The following is a 14,496-nucleotide window of genomic DNA, read 5'->3' as shown; positions in this document are numbered from 1 at the left end:
GGAGCACGTCATGACCATCAACTACGGCCGGCTGGCGGTCGAGGAGGCGGTTCGCGCGGCCCGCACCGATTCCCGGCGTCGCCAGATCCTTGACGCCGCCGTCACTGTCATGCAGAAGACCGGGTTCCACCAGATGTCGATGCAGGACCTGGCAGCCGAGGCCAATGTCAGCGTCGGGCTGATCTACAAGTATTTCGGTGGCAAGGAGGATCTGTTGCTGGCCACGATCGTGCGGATCCAGGACGCATTCCGCGACCAACTGGCCCCGGTGATCGCCGACGCCGGCGTCGACCCGGCCGCCCGCCGGAATCCGGCGCTACATCGAGATCGTCGATGGGAACCTGGATGCGGTGGTACTGACCTATCGGGAGAGCTGCACCCTGGACGCGGCTGGGCGCGCGCAGAACAAGGAACTCGAGATCGCCAGCGCCGCACCACTGCGCGACATCATCGAGGACGGGATCGCCACCGAGGTGTTCCACGACGTCGACATCGACCTGCTGATCTTCAACATCATGCTGCTGGCCCACGGCTGGTGCTGAAAGAATGGCATTTCGGCGAGCTGTACAGCCTCGACGAATACTTCACGCTGCAGACCCGGTACACGATGAATTCGCTGATGCGGAGGTACTCCGCCGATGAATGAGCCCCGCTTCTACGTCACGACACCGATTCCCGGCCCCGGACTACCCCTGCTGCGCGCGGCCGGCAGCGTCCACCTCCCCACCGAACAACCGGATGCCACAGCGCTGCGGCAGGCCTGCGAATCGGGCGACTACGACGTGATCGTCGCCCAGGTGAAGGATCACTTCGACGCAGACCTATTGAGTGCGGCGAAGATCCGCGGTGTCTCGAACTTCGCGGTGGGCTACGACAACATCGACGTCGCGGCGGCCACCGCCCATGCGGTGATGATCGGCAACACTCCCGGGGTGCTCACCGACGCCACCGCCGACGTGGCGATGCTGCTGATCCTGGCCGTCGGCCGCCGCGCGGTGGAGGCCGACACGCTGCTGCGCACCGGTCGGTTCACCGGCTGGCGCCCGGATCTGCTGTTGGGGCAGGATATCTCCGGTGCCACCCTGGGGCTGGCCGGGTTCGGGCGGATCGGCCGCGCCACCGCACGGCGGGCGCTGGCTTTCGACATGAAGGTGCTGTTCTGTCCCCGCCCGCCGGGTGACCGGCACGTCTCGGATGCCGAACTGGGCGAGTTCGCCGAGCGGGTCCGCCAAGTCGGCTGGGAGGATCTGGTGGCCGCCAGCGACTATCTGTCCCTGCATGTTCCGCTGGCGGAACAGACCCGCCACCTGGTGAACGCCGAGGTGCTGCGCTCGATGAAACCGACCGCTATGCTGATCAACACCGCCCGCGGCCCGGTCGTCGACGAACAGGCGCTGATCACCGCGCTCAAGACCAACGAGATTGCCGGCGCCGGCCTGGACGTCTACGAGAACGAGCCGCGACTGGCCGCCGGCCTGGCGGAGCTGCCGAACACCGTGCTACTGCCCCACATCGGCAGCGCCACGGTTTCGGTGCGGGCCGAGATGGCGCGGCTATGCGCCGAGAACGCGATCACGATGGCCCGGGGCGTAGTTCCGCCGCATCCGGTCAACCCGGAAGCATGGCGAAACTGACGCGGTCACGCACCGGCGCCGCGGTTTTCGCGACGATCTCGTCGTACTTGATTCCGGGAGCCAGCTCTACCAGATCGAAGCCGTCCCCGGTCACGTCGAGCACCCCGAGGTCGGTGATCACCCGGCTCACCACCCCGCGCCCGGTCAGTGGCAGGTCGCAGGCCGAAACCAGCTTGGGGGCACCGGTTTTGCTGGTGTGATCCATCAGCACGATGACCCGGTCGACACCGCTGACCAGATCCATCGCACCGCCCATGCCCTTGACCATGGCTCCGGGCACCATCCAGTTGGCCAGGTCGCCGTTGGCGGCGACCTGCATGCCGCCCAGCACCGCCACATCGACGTGGCCGCCGCGGATCATCGCGAAGCTGATCGCCGAGTCGAAATACGACGCCCCGGGCAGCACGGTCACGGTCTGCTTCCCGGCATTGATCAGGTCCGGGTCCACCTCGTCGTCATACGGGAACGGCCCCACCCCCAAGATGCCGTTCTCGGCGTGCAGCGTGATAGACGAATCCACCGGCAGGTAGCCGGGGATGAGGGTCGGCAGCCCGATGCCGAGGTTGACGTAGTCGCCGTCGTGCAGCTCCTGCGCCGCGCGGGCGGCCATCTCATCGCGGGTCCAACTCATCGCGTGACCTCCTGTCCTCGGGCCCGAGTGGTGCGTTTCTCGATGTCTTTGCGGGCGGCCTGCTCCCGGGTGAGCTCCACGATGCGTTTGACGAAGATCCCGGGCAACTGGATCGCGTCGGGATCGAGCTCACCGACCTCGACGACCCGCTCGGCCTCGACGATCGTTGTCCGCCCAGACATCGCCGCCGGCGGGTTGAAGTTGCGTGCGGCGGCATGGAACTGGCAGTTGCCGGCCTTGTCGGCGACGGCGGCGCGCACCAGCGCGTAGTCGGTAACGATCCCCTCCTCGAGCACCATGTCCTTGCCGCGGAAGTTGCGAACCTCCTTGGGCGGTGAGGCGATCGCGATGCTGCCGTCTGGGTGATAGCGCCAAGGCAGGCCACCGTCGGCGACGGCGGTCCCCACCCCGGTGGGCGTGAAGAACGCGCCGATGCCGCTGCCGCCGGCCCGCATCCGCTCGGCGAGGGTGCCCTGCGGGGTGAGTTCGACGGTCAGCTCACCAGCCAGGTACTGACGGGCGAATTCCCTGTTCTCCCCGACATAGGAGGCGATCACCCGGGTGATCCGCCGCGCGTCGAGCAGCAGCCCCAGCCCGGCGCCGTCGACGCCGCAGTTGTTGGAGACGATCGTCAGATCGTCCGCTCCCTGCTCCAGCAGTGCCTCGATCAGGAACCACGGGATACCCGCGAGACCGAAGCCGCCGACGGCCAGGCTGGCGCCGTCGCCGATATCTGCGACCGCCGCGGCGGCCGATTCGACGACTTTGTTGAGGCTCATGACTGCTCCAGATGTTCGATGAGGGCCGGGGTGACGATGTCGGGTTGTTCGGCGTTAGCCAGGTGCGCGGCGTGCGGAACCACCAGCAGCCGGCCGCTTTTAACTCCGGTGGCGATCGCATCGAGTTTCTCCGGCGGGGTGGCTGGGTCGTCGGCGCCGGCGATCGCCAGCGTCGGCGCGGTGATCGAGGCCAGGTCGGCACGCAGATCCATGTCCGCGATCACCTCGCAGCATCCGGCGTAACCCTCCGCCGGGGTGGCCGCGACCATCGCCTCGCTCTCGGCGCGCACATCCGGGTGCGCCGCAAGATAGTCCGGGGTGAACCAGCGTTGGACGACGGCGGCGGCGACCACCCCAGCGCCCTGGGCACGAACCGTCGCGGCCCGTTGCTGCCATGCCGTCGCCGGCGGCATGTGTGCGGCCGTGCACAGTAGGGCCAGTCGGTCGATCCGTTCGGGATTGCGGGCCGCGACCCGCATCCCGGTCATCCCACCCAACGACAATCCGATCAGGTGGGCTCGCTGCACCCCGAGCCGATCCAGCAGCGCCACGATGTCGTCGGCCAGGTCGTCGATCGTGTAGGGGCCGGCCGGCACCGGGGACCGGCCGTGGCCGCGGGTGTCGTAGCGCACCACCCGGAACCGCTCTTCGAGTGCGCCGATCTGGACGTCCCACATCCGGTGAGTGGAGCCCAGCGAGTTGGACAGCACCACGACCGGAGCGATGTCGCGACCGGTGACCACGGCGTGCACGTCGACGCCGCTCACTGGTCTACCTTCCTGAGGTCATCGCTTCTAGATGAGGCGTTGATACACCCGCGGTGCCACCGGGTCACTGCCCTGCTCGCTTGACGCAGTTGATGTCCACGATGAGATCTGCAGGGCCTGGTGGTTGCCCGGGGCGTGTCGACCGTCGAGAGGGCTGAGCACCGACGCCAAGACTGGCTGCGAGCGCCGATCAGTGTGCGAACCGGCAACCACGTCCCGGCACCAGCGGCACCGAAAGAAATGGGTGCTTCCCCACTGGACCAAGCAGCGAGGAGGCTGACATGAAGTCTGCCGGCACTACCCCCACCGATGCCACGATGTTGCCCGAGGAACCACCAGGCGGGGTAACCGCCGGTGTGGACTGGGCCCGCGACGACGACGCGGTCAGCGTCGTCAATGACCGAAGCCGCGAACTGGACCGATGCAACGTAATGCTCGACGTTGGACATCGATTCCGCACCGCCGGCTACGACCAGCCGGGCGGCGCCGGTGGCGATCTCCCGGGCGGCATACAGCACAGCCTGCAGCCCCGCTCCGCAGCGACGGTCGACCTGGGCTCCCGGCACGCCAGTGCCCAGCCCCGCGTCCAGTGCGGCGACCCGCCCGATGGCCGGCGCTTCACCATTGGGGTAGCCGTTGCCGAGAATGACGTCGTCGACGTCACCGTTCCCCAGTCCGGTCCGTGTGATCAGCTCCCGCAGCACTGTCGTCACCAGGGCGGTGACCGGCACCAATGCCATAACACCACCCATGCGTCCAACCAGAGTACGCAGTGGCTGGCAGATGACGATGTCGCCGGAAATAGTCACGGTTTCAACCGTAATGACCAGGATTATCATTTTGAAATATTATTATCTCATTGATTAATACCGATTATACATCAATTGCAGGACTTCGCTCGCCGGGTGGCCACGCGCCGAGTCCATCTTTGCTCCTTGCTCTCCGGGCCAGGCCGATCCTGATGGTCCGCCTTCCGACTGAGAAACCGCTCGCCGAGCCCGTCTTTCGACCATGCCCACCGCGTCAAACGCGACAGAGTCACCCACCGAGCACGCGGGACTACGTCAGCACCAAGAGCACGGCCATGCTCGGCCCGTAGCTTGGCCCCAGAGGTCGTGCCCACCGTCTTGGCGTGGCGCGCGTTGCACTGCGCGCCACGGCTGCCGGTGCGTTCGTAGCGGCCGGCGCTGATGGCCTCGGTGGCGTCCAGGTCGAGGTAGCCCTCCCAGAACGCGGCCCAGCCAGCCGCGGCGACCTTGATGGCCTCGGCGCGGGCGGGGGTGTCACCGGCACCGCGGGTGTGCGCGGCAACGACGGCGGTCAACGTAGCTCGTCGCGCAGACGCCAGGGCACGGATGTCGGGCCAGCGTTGCAGTATGGCAGTCGCGGTCGGCAACGACCCGGCGAACGCCGTCCAAACGTCAGGAAATGCCCACCGCGCCAACGACATCAACCGACGCCACGACCGGTTCGGGTCAATCACCGCGGCAGCACGTCGGATCACCGACCGGCGAAGCGCCAGCTGTTGTGGTGTCGGCAGGATCAAGGGCTTCAGGTCGAACACCTGGCCGGCGCGGGTCAGCACGTCGGCGTCGATAATGTCGGACTTGCTCTTGCCGACGATCGCACCCCGCAGCGGCGCAGAATGCCGCGCACCAACCATATGCATGGTGCCACCGGCCTTCTCGACGGCAATCGTCAATTGAAGCCATGTCATCGAGGTCGGTTCGACCGTGGCGTGGACATCGTCGTAGCCGCTGAGCTTGTCGGTGAGGGTGCGCAGGCCTGCCAGCGTAGGTTCGACCTTGAATCGAGTCGACATCTCACCTGCGCTATCGGCGATCGCGACGTGATGGCGAGCCGTGATCGCAGCGTCGATCCCTACCAGAGTCCGCCCGGCTGGCCCTGGCTTCTCAACTGCCGGCGGGTTAGCGTTGTCGTGCATGGAGGTTCTTCCCTTCATCGTCAATCATGTTGGGTTGATGAAGAGTCCACGCACCTCAGGGCCACCCAGCCGACCGTCGTCCGTGAACTCGTTGCGGTGGGAGAACCTTCGTGCACCAGCACTGCGGCGGTCTCCCACAGGATCCCCGACCACAACGCGGCGGGAGTTCACGCGCGGCTCCCGTGCTTGTAGATGATTCGGCGCCTGCCCAGACAAACGGGCTCTTCCGACTTGATGGGGGTCTGGCGTGACCGATTCCGGGCGTGTCGGTGACTGATTAGGGGCTCGCGCCCTTGTGAACTGGGTGTTCTTCACGCATCCGGCGCACAGAAAGGCGCGAGCTTGTCTAACGGTAGTAGCTTGCTGCTCGGTCTCAAAGGAATGGTCGTCACCGGGGTGTCCCTCGATGAGGATGGCACCCGTGTGGTCACCGTCGGCACCGCCGCCGAATGGGTCAGCCGCTGCACGAAATGCCAGGATCGGTCGAGCAAGCCGGCACTGGGTTGGGTCACCACCCGACCCCGCGACATCACGATCGGACCCGACCGGCCGCAGCTCGTCTGGCATAAGCGAAAGTGGTTGTGCACCAACACCGCTTGTGAGAAGAAGACGTTCACCGAGGCCACCGAAGAGGTCCCACCAAGGGCCCGGATCACCACCCGCGCCAAGACGGAGATGGCCCGCGCGGTACTCGATGACCTGCGCCCGGTCACCGCAGTGGCCACCGCCTACGGCTGCTCGTGGAACACCTGCCACGACGCGGTCGCCGTCACCGCCGACGAGGTCCTCGACACCGCCCCACCGGTGGTGAGGGTGCTCGGCATGGATGAGACCCGCCGCGGCAAGGCCAAATACGAGACCTGCCCGGACACTGGCAAGCGCGTCTGGATCGACCGGTTCGACACCGGACTGGTCAACATCACCGGTAGCGGCGGACTGCTGGTGCAGGTCAACGGTCGCACCGCCAAGGCGGTCACCGACTGGCTGGCCCAACGCGACCTGGCCTGGCGAGCCCAGATCACCCATGTGGCGATCGATATGTCGAATGTCTACGCCAAGGCCACCCGCGAAGCGCTGCCGCACGCGAGGTTGATCGTCGACCGGTTTCACCTGGTCAAACGAGGAAATCAGATGGTCGAGTCGGTACGACGACGCATCACCTGGCAGACCCGCGGCCGGCGCGGCCGCAAAGCTAACCCCGAGTGGATCAACCGCCGCCGACTGCTGCGTGGTGCTGAGCGGCTCACCGATGACCAGCGCGCCTGCCTGGTTGCCGCCCTGGATGTCGCAGACCCCGCCGGGGACATCTTCGCCGCCTGGATTGCCAAAGAGCTGCTGCGTGACGTTCTGGCGTGCACCGAGACCGGCGGCATGCGCTACAACATCACCGCGGCCTTGCACCGCTTCTACGAATTCTGCACCGCCACCACGGTTCCCGAAATCCACGAGCTGGCTCGGACTATCGAAACCTGGCAGGCCCCAATGATTCTGGCGATCACCACCGGGCTCTCGAATGCCCGCAGCGAGGGCTACAACCGGATCGTCAAGCATGTCGGGCGCATCGCGTTCGGCTTCCGCAACCCGGCGAATCAGCGTCGCCGAGTACGGTGGGCCTGCACCCGCCAATCACGGCAGGTGCCACCCAGGGCCAGACAACTCAACCCCTGCTAACTCGGAAGAGCCTGAAAACGTCGATGCTGCGCACCTTCGCCACCTGGCCACCAATTCCCTAAACCGGGTCAGCTCAGGAGACGAGGCCGCAGGAGACGATCTCTTTCACGAGCCCGAACACTCAGCCGAAAAACGTCGAACCCTCCGGCCCCTCCCGAGGCCACCGTACGTGACCACCACCCCGTGAAAGGGGCACTACAAGAGATACAAGCCCCTTTGGTCACTTTGGTCTGTAACTCACCGATCACTACGCAAAACACCCCAGCACCCGGTGCCGACACGCCCGAGACCTTCACTCCAAGCGGGGCCACCTCCCGAAACCCCACCCACTCCAGGGGACTTACCCCTGCGTGGCCGAGGCTTTGGCGTGCAAGACGTCTGCGAAAGGGGCGTCCGACGAAGTGCACTGACTGCATGGACCCCACCTACTGCGTCACAGCTTCGCCATAGACGTGCAACGCGCATTTCGGCGTGATGTATACACATCCTCTGCGCAATGCGGATGGAACTCAGTGCCCGTCACGCATAGCCATCGCACGACCCTAGCTTTTCACGCCCGCACGCTTGCAGCGCCGCTCCTTCCTGTATACAGTTTAATGAGCGCAGGAGGAGAGCTTACGAATGCTTGTGGATGATAGTCGCCCGACTTTGCCGCGTCGCGACGACATAGTGTGGACGCCGTCCGCGGCCGTGCGCCGTGATTGCGGACTGACGGCCTACCTTGAGTGGCTTGGGATAAAAACTGGTAGGCACTTCAGTTCGTATCAAGCCCTATGGCAGTGGTCGGTCAACGAGCTCGATGAGTTCTGGAAATCCATCGACGGCTTCGAAGGACTGGGCCTGGGCGAGGGTGGGCGTCCAGCTCTGGCGGCCGCCGCGATGCCGGGGGCACAGTGGTTTCCCGGCGCCAGCATCAACTACGCCGAGGAGATCTTTCGCCGTGCGCCCGATTCCAAAGAACACGCGTTTATTTGCATATCCGAAGACTCGACCACACGGATCTCGTGGGATGAGTTTCGCCGGCGGGTCGGCTCGCTTGCCGCCAGGTTACGCAATTGGGGCGTCCGCAAAGGTGACTGCGTGGCGGGCTACCTACCCAATACTTCCGAGGCGATTGTCGCGTTCATCGCGTGTGCATCAATCGGCGCGATTTGGTCGGTGTGCTCACCGGAGTTCGGGACCGCCGCGGTGTTGAACCGGTTCGGGCAGCTCCGACCGAAGGTACTCATTGGAGCGACGGAGTATCGCTACGGCGGCAAGCCGCGCAACCGCGTCCAGGAATTGTGCCACATCGCCTCGTCGCTGAACACCGTTGAACGGGTTGTTGCTGTCGGCGGAATTGATGTTGACGACCTCGACCGGGCCGTAACAGACTGGCCGGAGGCGATTTCCGGCGACGAGCCGATCGAATTCGAACAAGTCGAATTCGACCACCCGCTATGGGTGTTGTTCTCCTCAGGCACCACCGGGCTGCCGAAAGGCATCGTCCACGGCCACGGCGGTATAGTTGTAGAACACCTTAAAACATTGCGGCTGCATTGCGATCTGCGTGCTGCGGACCGGCTTCTCTTCGTCGGCTCAACCAGTTGGATGGTGTGGAACTTGATGGTCTCGGGACTGTTGATCGGCGCCACACTCGTGGTTGTCGACGGCAGCCCGGTTCATCCGGATCTAGACCGGATCTGGCGCCTCGTGGCCGAGGAACGGGTCGCGGTACTCGGACTCGGCGCTGGGCTGATCAAATCCTACATGGCAGCCGGGCGGCGGCCGGGACAAACTTTTGACCTCTCCGGGCTACGGACACTGACGGTGACCGGCTCCCCGCTGGGATCGGAGGGGTTTTTCTGGGTGCGCGACAACGTTAATGCCGATGCATGGCTGGCCTCGTGTAGTGGGGGCACCGATATCTGCTCAGCTTTTGTCGGCGGTGTCCCGCTGCTCCCGGTGCGAGCTGGGCGCATCCAGGCGCCCAGCCTTGGGGTGGCCGCGGCCTCGTGGAGCCCCGACGGCAAGCCCGTAATCGGCGAACCCGGAGAGCTCGTTGTGACCAAGCCCATGCCATCCATGCCTCTGTATTTCTGGGATGACCCCGACGGAAAGCGTTACCGCGACTCCTATTTCCGGATGTATCCGGGAACATGGCGCCACGGCGACTTCATTGAATTCGATACGGATGCAAGTTCCATCATCCACGGCCGTTCGGATTCGACACTCAACCGGCACGGAATCCGGATGGGTTCGGCCGAAATCTATTCAGCGGTCGAAAAACTCCCTGACGTAGTCGAAGCCCTAATCGTCGGGGCCGAACTGGACTCCCAGTATTACGTTCCCTTATTCGTCCACCTGCGCGCCGGCGTCGACCCTCAGTTTGCCAAGCGTAGTATCGAAACCGCGATCCGAACCGATCTCTCACCACGTCACCTGCCCGACGAGATTGTCGTGATGCCGGGGATTCCGCACAACCGGATCGGCAAGAAACTCGAAGTTCCTGTCAAGCGAATGCTGCAGGGAAGCCAGCTAGTGCAGACTGTCGACCCGGGTTCCGTCGACGACATCGACCTTCTTCGACAGTACGAACAGTTCGCACGGCTGCGCGCGAGCCAATCAACTCAGTCTGCAAACGCGGGCCGATAACACACACCGCATTTCTCAAACGGAAAAGGATATGACGTGCGTTTAGCAACCTATGATGATGGCCGTGGTCCCCGTCCCGCAGTGCAGCGCCACGCCGGCTCTGAGTTGGTCGACATCGCGACACTGGCCGAGCTGGGTGGAGTCGGCGCCCTTGTCGGTGCCGGCCCAGACATCACCCCCGTTCTAATGGCCGGGCCGGCGACGGTCGGCGAGCTGCTGGGGCTGTACGAGAAGCACGAAGCACAGCTGCGCGCCGCATCCGCCGTGCATCCTGTGGAGTCGGTGACGCTGCTGCCACCAGTACTCAGGCCCGAAAAGTTCATTTGCATCGGCCTGAACTATCACGACCATGCCGCCGAAACTGGTCAGGCAGTTCCCAAAGAACCGATGTTTTTCGCCAAGTTCGCTAACTCGCTGATTGGCCACGGCGCCGCGATCACCCCGCCAGCCATCACGAAGCAGGTCGACTACGAGGCCGAACTTGCCGTCGTTATCGGCAAGCGCGGCAACAACATCGCGGCTGCCCAGGCATTGCAGCACGTCGCCGGGGTGATGGCGCTCAACGACGTCAGTGCACGCGATCTGCAGCTGGCCAATCAACTGTGGACGGGGGGTAAGGCCATCGATACGTTCGCGCCGGCGGGCCCCGCGTTGGTAATGCTCCACGACATCGACGATGTGCAGAACCTGGCGATCAAGGCGCGAGTCAACGGTGTTGTCGTGCAGGACTCCAACACCGCAAACATGATCTTCTCCGTCGCCGATTTGGTCTGCTACTTGTCTCGGATCATGACCCTGGTACCAGGGGACATCATTGCCACAGGAACACCTGCGGGGGTCGCCCACGCGCACGGCCCAATGACGTTCCTTCGCTCCGGCGATACGGTGGAGATCGACATCGCTGGAGTCGGCGTGCTGCGAAACCCGGTGGGTGAGCCAGTCGGCTCTTCGCCCCTTCCCCAGCCAGTGGGGGCGACATCGTGACCTCGGTCAACACTGCACTGTCCGATACGGACCGACGCGCCATTGAAGACCTAATCCTCGAGCATGCCTGGCTCCTCGATCATTGCCGGTGGCACGACGTGGCCGAGCTCTATCTCGAGAACGGCACTCTCACTGTGGGTACGCAGACCTTGGTCGGGCGCGACCAGTTCCACCGGTGGGCCGATACAAGGGCCGCCAACTCCGCCCGGCGGACCCATCATCAGTGCACCAACATCCGCCTGAGGCGCGACGATGACGACGGCGCCTCAGGAACAGTGATGCTCGTGTTACATGTCTCTGACGGCGGTGACTCACCATACGTCGACTTTATCGGCGAATATCACGACCGCTACGCCCGAGACCAGCACGGCATATGGAGATTTAACACGCGTGTTCTTCACCCATTGGCGGCGACGCGAGCGCCATAGCAATCCCCGAAGGGAACTATTAATGCCCAATCGTATCATTCATTCCTGCCTTGAAGACCTCCCAACGGAGAGCCTGGCCGGAGGCGCTCTTGTGCGAACTGCTGTCCGGGGCGACAAGTCACTGATCACCATCAATTGGTTTCACCCGGGCCACACTGTTAAGACACCACCGCCGCATTCTCACCCGTTCGATCAAGTCAGCTTTGTCTTCTCCGGGAAGATTGGATTCGAGGTCGAAGGTCAAGTCTATGAGGTAGCTGCCGGAGAGGTGTTGCAGATTCCAGCCGATGTTCCCCACACCGCGTGGCTGATCGGAGACGAGGTGGCTCTCAATGTTGATGTCTACGCACCTGTGCGAAATGACTACCGACACCTCGTCGAGCACCAAGGCGATGCCTTTTGCGACTAGCCACAGCTCGCGAAGGTAAGCGCAGTGTCCGGTAGGGGCTCGAATTTGAATTCAGCTACGGTGATCCGCAACGGGCTGCTCCTGACGCAAGAACCCAGCACGGGCGCCATCGTGGGTGACATCCGAATCGTAGACGGTCGCATCGACGCTGTCGGCGATATCGCCGATGAGCCCGGGGCACGAGTCATCGACGCGACGGGTAAAGCCGTTCTGCCTGGCTTCGTCGATACCCATCGCCACACCTGGCAAGGCGCTTTTCGGCTGATCGGTTACGGCTGGGACTTCCCCACCTACCGACGCAACGTCCAGCTCACCTGGGGCCCACAGTTCACCCCGAACGACGCCTATATCGGTGAGCTCGTGGGTGCTTTGGTCGCCCTCAACTCGGGTATCACCACCATCCGCGACGAATCTCACATTCAGAATAGCCCGTCCCACTCCGACGCGGTTATCTGCGCCTTGCGTGACTCCGGAATTCGCGCCGTGTTCGCTCACGGCTGGCCATCGGTCGACTCCGACGCCTGGATGCTGAGCAGCACCTTGCGACACCTCCCCGATATCGAGCGGATTCGCCGCGAAATCCTCAGCAACGACCACGATCTAGTGACACTCAACGCAATGCTGCGCGGGCCTGATATGAGTGTGCCGGACGTGGTCGCAGATGATCTTGCGATGGCTCGTGATCTAGGCGTGCGTTCGAGCATGCACATCGGTTGGCGGCCGGGTGGCATCCGCCAACTTCACGACTCGGCGCTACTGGGTGAGGATATGTTGTTCATCCACTGCTGCAACTCCACCGACGATGAACTGCGAATGCTCGCCGACGCCGGAGCTAGCGCATCGGTAGCCTCGACCATCGAATTAAGCATGCCGGGCCTAGGTTTACCAGCCACCGATCGACTGCTGGCCAATGGGTGTCACCCCGGTCTGAGCGTCGACACTGAGGTATGCGTAGCCGGCGACATGTTTACGGCGATGAGAGCTGCGCAATCAGCATCAGTCGCACATACAGCCATGCACCCTCGGCTTGGCGGGGCGCCGCCGTCTTCACACGACTTACTGGCGTTTGCTACTCGTGACGGGGCGGCAGCGGCCGGCTTGGCTGATCGCATCGGCACTATAACAGTCGGCAAAGACGCCGATTTGATCATTATCGATCTCAACTCGCCGAATCTGGCTCCCGTCGCCGATGCCGTGAGCGCCATCGTCGCAGCCGCCACGCCGCACGATGTCAAGATTGTCATGGTCCGCGGCCAGATCCTCAAGGATTCCACGCTCACCCATCCGGGCCTCGGCGAAGTCTACCGACGTGCCATTACGTCGCGAACGAAAATCCTTGGGCAACCCCCTTTATATGCAGACGATGAACCGTTCGGGTTAGTCTAGACAGCGTAATGGCACGATTTCTCCGGCGGCCGAAGGTTCGGCCCCACCGATCAACCTCATTGGAGTCGAAGCCATGACAAAGACACCGATCATCTCGGTAACGGATACCGACCGGGCTGTGGCGAGTGAAGACCCCGTCAGCACCACGTCGCAAGCGCCTGTCAGCACCACCGCGCAAGCCTACGACACGGTAAGACGAGCGATCATTAACGCGGAACTCTCCCCTGGGACTTACGTATCACAGGTGCAGCTCGCCGCTCAGTTGAATATCAGCCGCACCCCGCTACGGGAAGCATTACGCCGACTGCAAAGTGAGGGCCTGCTGGAGGGTGACTTCAATCGGCGACTTCGCGTTGCGCCATTGTCTGTTGACGACCTCGAGCAGGTGGCCGCCATGCGCATCATGCTCGAGTCGTTCGGTGTAGAAGCCAGCGTTCCAAAACTCGACAGCGAACGCCTCGACCGCGCCGCCGAGGCGTTAAGACAGATGGACCGGACTCTGTCGGACCCGGAATCGTATGACGCGTTCCATGTGCCTCACCGGATATTTCACACGGCATTGTTTAGCGCTGTGGGTCCACGTATGCGTTCACAACTCGAGGAGCTGTGGGACCATGCTGAACGTTATCGAGCTTACTACCGCCAATCGGCCAGTGACGCATTGGCACTGGCCAGCATTGCTCATGATGAGCACGCCTCCATCATGAGAAGCGCCTGGGAGGGCGACGCCGTCAGATGCGGCCGGCTTATCGCCGCTCACCTTGCGCGCACAGCATTGACCACCTTGGCCAGTCTCGACCCGACCCACGATCCCATGATGATCCGTGAAGCAATAAGCCGCGCAACATATAGCCGGGACTAGTATCAATACCGTTAAGTTAAGTGACATGCGTGTAGTTTGTAGGGATGCCTCGTGCGGGATGGGTGAAGCCGGAGTCTGATCGTCGGTTGTCTGATCTGGTGTCGGTGGGGGTGTTGACGCGGACGTTTCCACCGGATCTGGTTGATGAGGTGATTGCTGGGGTCGGGCGGACTCAGGCTCGTCATCGGGCGTTGCCGGCGCGGGTGATGGCGTACTTCTCGATCGGGATGGCTTTGTATGCCGAGGGCTCCTATGACGACGTGTTGTCGCTGCTCACTGATGGTTTGTCGGCTCTTCCGGTTTCAGAGTGCGTTGATCCGGTCTTGAAGTTGGCCGGAGTGGATCAGGGATCGCAGGATGTAGTGG

The 14,496-nt window shown here is 63.5% G+C and carries 12 protein-coding genes and 3 pseudogenes; 10 read left to right on the top strand and 5 right to left on the bottom strand.

Annotation, left to right across the window (positions count from 1 at the left end; translation table 11 throughout):
• Positions 1-10: 10 nt before the first annotated feature.
• Positions 11-646 (top strand): annotated as a pseudogene (locus BST10_RS19705) (TetR/AcrR family transcriptional regulator).
• Complete coding sequence (locus tag BST10_RS19700) at positions 639-1,634, top strand: 2-hydroxyacid dehydrogenase (protein ID WP_083040109.1); 996 nt, start codon at positions 639-641, stop codon at positions 1,632-1,634. The pseudogene BST10_RS19705 and the gene BST10_RS19700 overlap by 8 nt, the downstream one beginning before the upstream one ends.
• Here BST10_RS19700 and BST10_RS19695 read toward each other — a convergent pair.
• The 5 genes and pseudogenes from BST10_RS19695 to BST10_RS23585 all read right to left on the bottom strand — a co-directional run bounded on the left by BST10_RS19695 (position 1,609) and on the right by BST10_RS23585 (position 5,756).
• The gene (locus BST10_RS19695; protein WP_083040107.1) at positions 1,609-2,265 is read right to left on the bottom strand and encodes a CoA transferase subunit B; all 657 of its coding nucleotides are present in this window, start codon (positions 2,263-2,265) and stop codon (positions 1,609-1,611) included. The two genes, BST10_RS19700 and BST10_RS19695, sit on opposite strands and share 26 nt — an antisense overlap.
• The gene (locus BST10_RS19690; protein ID WP_083040105.1) at positions 2,262-3,044 is read right to left on the bottom strand and encodes a CoA transferase subunit A; all 783 of its coding nucleotides are present in this window, start codon (positions 3,042-3,044) and stop codon (positions 2,262-2,264) included. The genes BST10_RS19695 and BST10_RS19690 overlap by 4 nt, the downstream gene beginning before the upstream one ends.
• Positions 3,041-3,811 carry a 3-oxoadipate enol-lactonase gene (gene pcaD / locus BST10_RS19685; RefSeq protein ID WP_083040103.1) on the bottom strand — a complete coding sequence of 257 codons (771 nt, stop codon included), beginning with the start codon at positions 3,809-3,811 and terminating at the stop codon, positions 3,041-3,043. Before pcaD ends, BST10_RS19690 begins: the two co-directional genes overlap by 4 nt.
• 413 nt (positions 3,812-4,224) lie before the next feature.
• Positions 4,225-4,650 (bottom strand): annotated as a pseudogene (locus BST10_RS22725) (thiolase family protein); the annotation flags it as partial.
• Positions 4,651-4,691: 41 nt separating this feature from the next.
• The gene (locus BST10_RS23585) at positions 4,692-5,756 is read right to left on the bottom strand and encodes an IS110 family transposase (protein ID WP_205277406.1); all 1,065 of its coding nucleotides are present in this window, start codon (positions 5,754-5,756) and stop codon (positions 4,692-4,694) included.
• Between the two features lie 295 nt (positions 5,757-6,051).
• On the opposite strand from BST10_RS23585, the pseudogene BST10_RS19670 reads away from it, so the two are divergent.
• The 8 genes and pseudogenes from BST10_RS19670 to BST10_RS19635 form a co-directional block, all read left to right on the top strand.
• A pseudogene (locus BST10_RS19670) lies at positions 6,052-7,427 on the top strand (ISL3 family transposase).
• Positions 7,428-8,048: 621 nt separating this feature from the next.
• Positions 8,049-10,061, top strand: a complete 2,013-nt coding sequence (locus tag BST10_RS19665; RefSeq protein ID WP_083040100.1) for an acetoacetate--CoA ligase — start codon at positions 8,049-8,051, stop codon at positions 10,059-10,061.
• A 36-nt stretch (positions 10,062-10,097) separates the two neighbouring features.
• Positions 10,098-11,045 carry a fumarylacetoacetate hydrolase family protein gene (locus BST10_RS19660; protein WP_133054453.1) on the top strand — a complete coding sequence of 316 codons (948 nt, stop codon included), beginning with the start codon at positions 10,098-10,100 and terminating at the stop codon, positions 11,043-11,045.
• Positions 11,042-11,473, top strand: coding sequence for a nuclear transport factor 2 family protein (locus BST10_RS19655; protein ID WP_163762436.1), 432 nt, complete (start codon positions 11,042-11,044; stop codon positions 11,471-11,473). Before BST10_RS19660 ends, BST10_RS19655 begins: the two co-directional genes overlap by 4 nt.
• A 22-nt stretch (positions 11,474-11,495) precedes the next feature.
• Positions 11,496-11,882 (top strand): cupin domain-containing protein, encoded by a 387-nt coding sequence (locus tag BST10_RS19650; RefSeq protein ID WP_083040094.1) that lies wholly within the window; start codon positions 11,496-11,498, stop codon positions 11,880-11,882.
• Between the two features lie 60 nt (positions 11,883-11,942).
• Positions 11,943-13,268 carry an amidohydrolase family protein gene (locus BST10_RS19645; protein WP_163762437.1) on the top strand — a complete coding sequence of 442 codons (1,326 nt, stop codon included), beginning with the start codon at positions 11,943-11,945 and terminating at the stop codon, positions 13,266-13,268.
• Between the two features lie 73 nt (positions 13,269-13,341).
• Positions 13,342-14,130 (top strand): GntR family transcriptional regulator, encoded by a 789-nt coding sequence (locus tag BST10_RS19640; protein ID WP_083040090.1) that lies wholly within the window; start codon positions 13,342-13,344, stop codon positions 14,128-14,130.
• Positions 14,131-14,174: 44 nt separating this feature from the next.
• Positions 14,175-14,496: transposase domain-containing protein (locus BST10_RS19635; RefSeq protein ID WP_242665678.1), on the top strand; the 322-nt coding region annotated here is incomplete at its 3' end.

It is taken from the genome of Mycolicibacter algericus DSM 45454 (assembly GCF_002086455.1).
GTDB lineage: Bacteria > Actinomycetota > Actinomycetes > Mycobacteriales > Mycobacteriaceae > Mycobacterium > Mycobacterium algericum.
The sequence above is the reverse complement of the archived record's forward strand: the minus strand, read 5'-3'. Positions and strand labels throughout refer to the sequence as shown.

Excerpts from the sequence above, each read along its gene's own strand:
- BST10_RS19700 (WP_083040109.1), top strand. The coding sequence starts at position 639 with ATGAATGAGCCCCGCTTCTACGTCACGACACCGATTCCCGGCCCCGGA.
- BST10_RS19665 (WP_083040100.1), top strand. The coding sequence starts at position 8,049 with ATGCTTGTGGATGATAGTCGCCCGACTTTGCCGCGTCGCGACGACATA.
- BST10_RS23585 (WP_205277406.1), bottom strand. The coding sequence starts at position 5,756 with ATGCACGACAACGCTAACCCGCCGGCAGTTGAGAAGCCAGGGCCAGCC.
- BST10_RS19690 (WP_083040105.1), bottom strand. The coding sequence starts at position 3,044 with ATGAGCCTCAACAAAGTCGTCGAATCGGCCGCCGCGGCGGTCGCAGAT.
- BST10_RS19695 (WP_083040107.1), bottom strand. The coding sequence starts at position 2,265 with ATGAGTTGGACCCGCGATGAGATGGCCGCCCGCGCGGCGCAGGAGCTG.
- BST10_RS19650 (WP_083040094.1), top strand. The coding sequence starts at position 11,496 with ATGCCCAATCGTATCATTCATTCCTGCCTTGAAGACCTCCCAACGGAG.
- BST10_RS19640 (WP_083040090.1), top strand. The coding sequence starts at position 13,342 with ATGACAAAGACACCGATCATCTCGGTAACGGATACCGACCGGGCTGTG.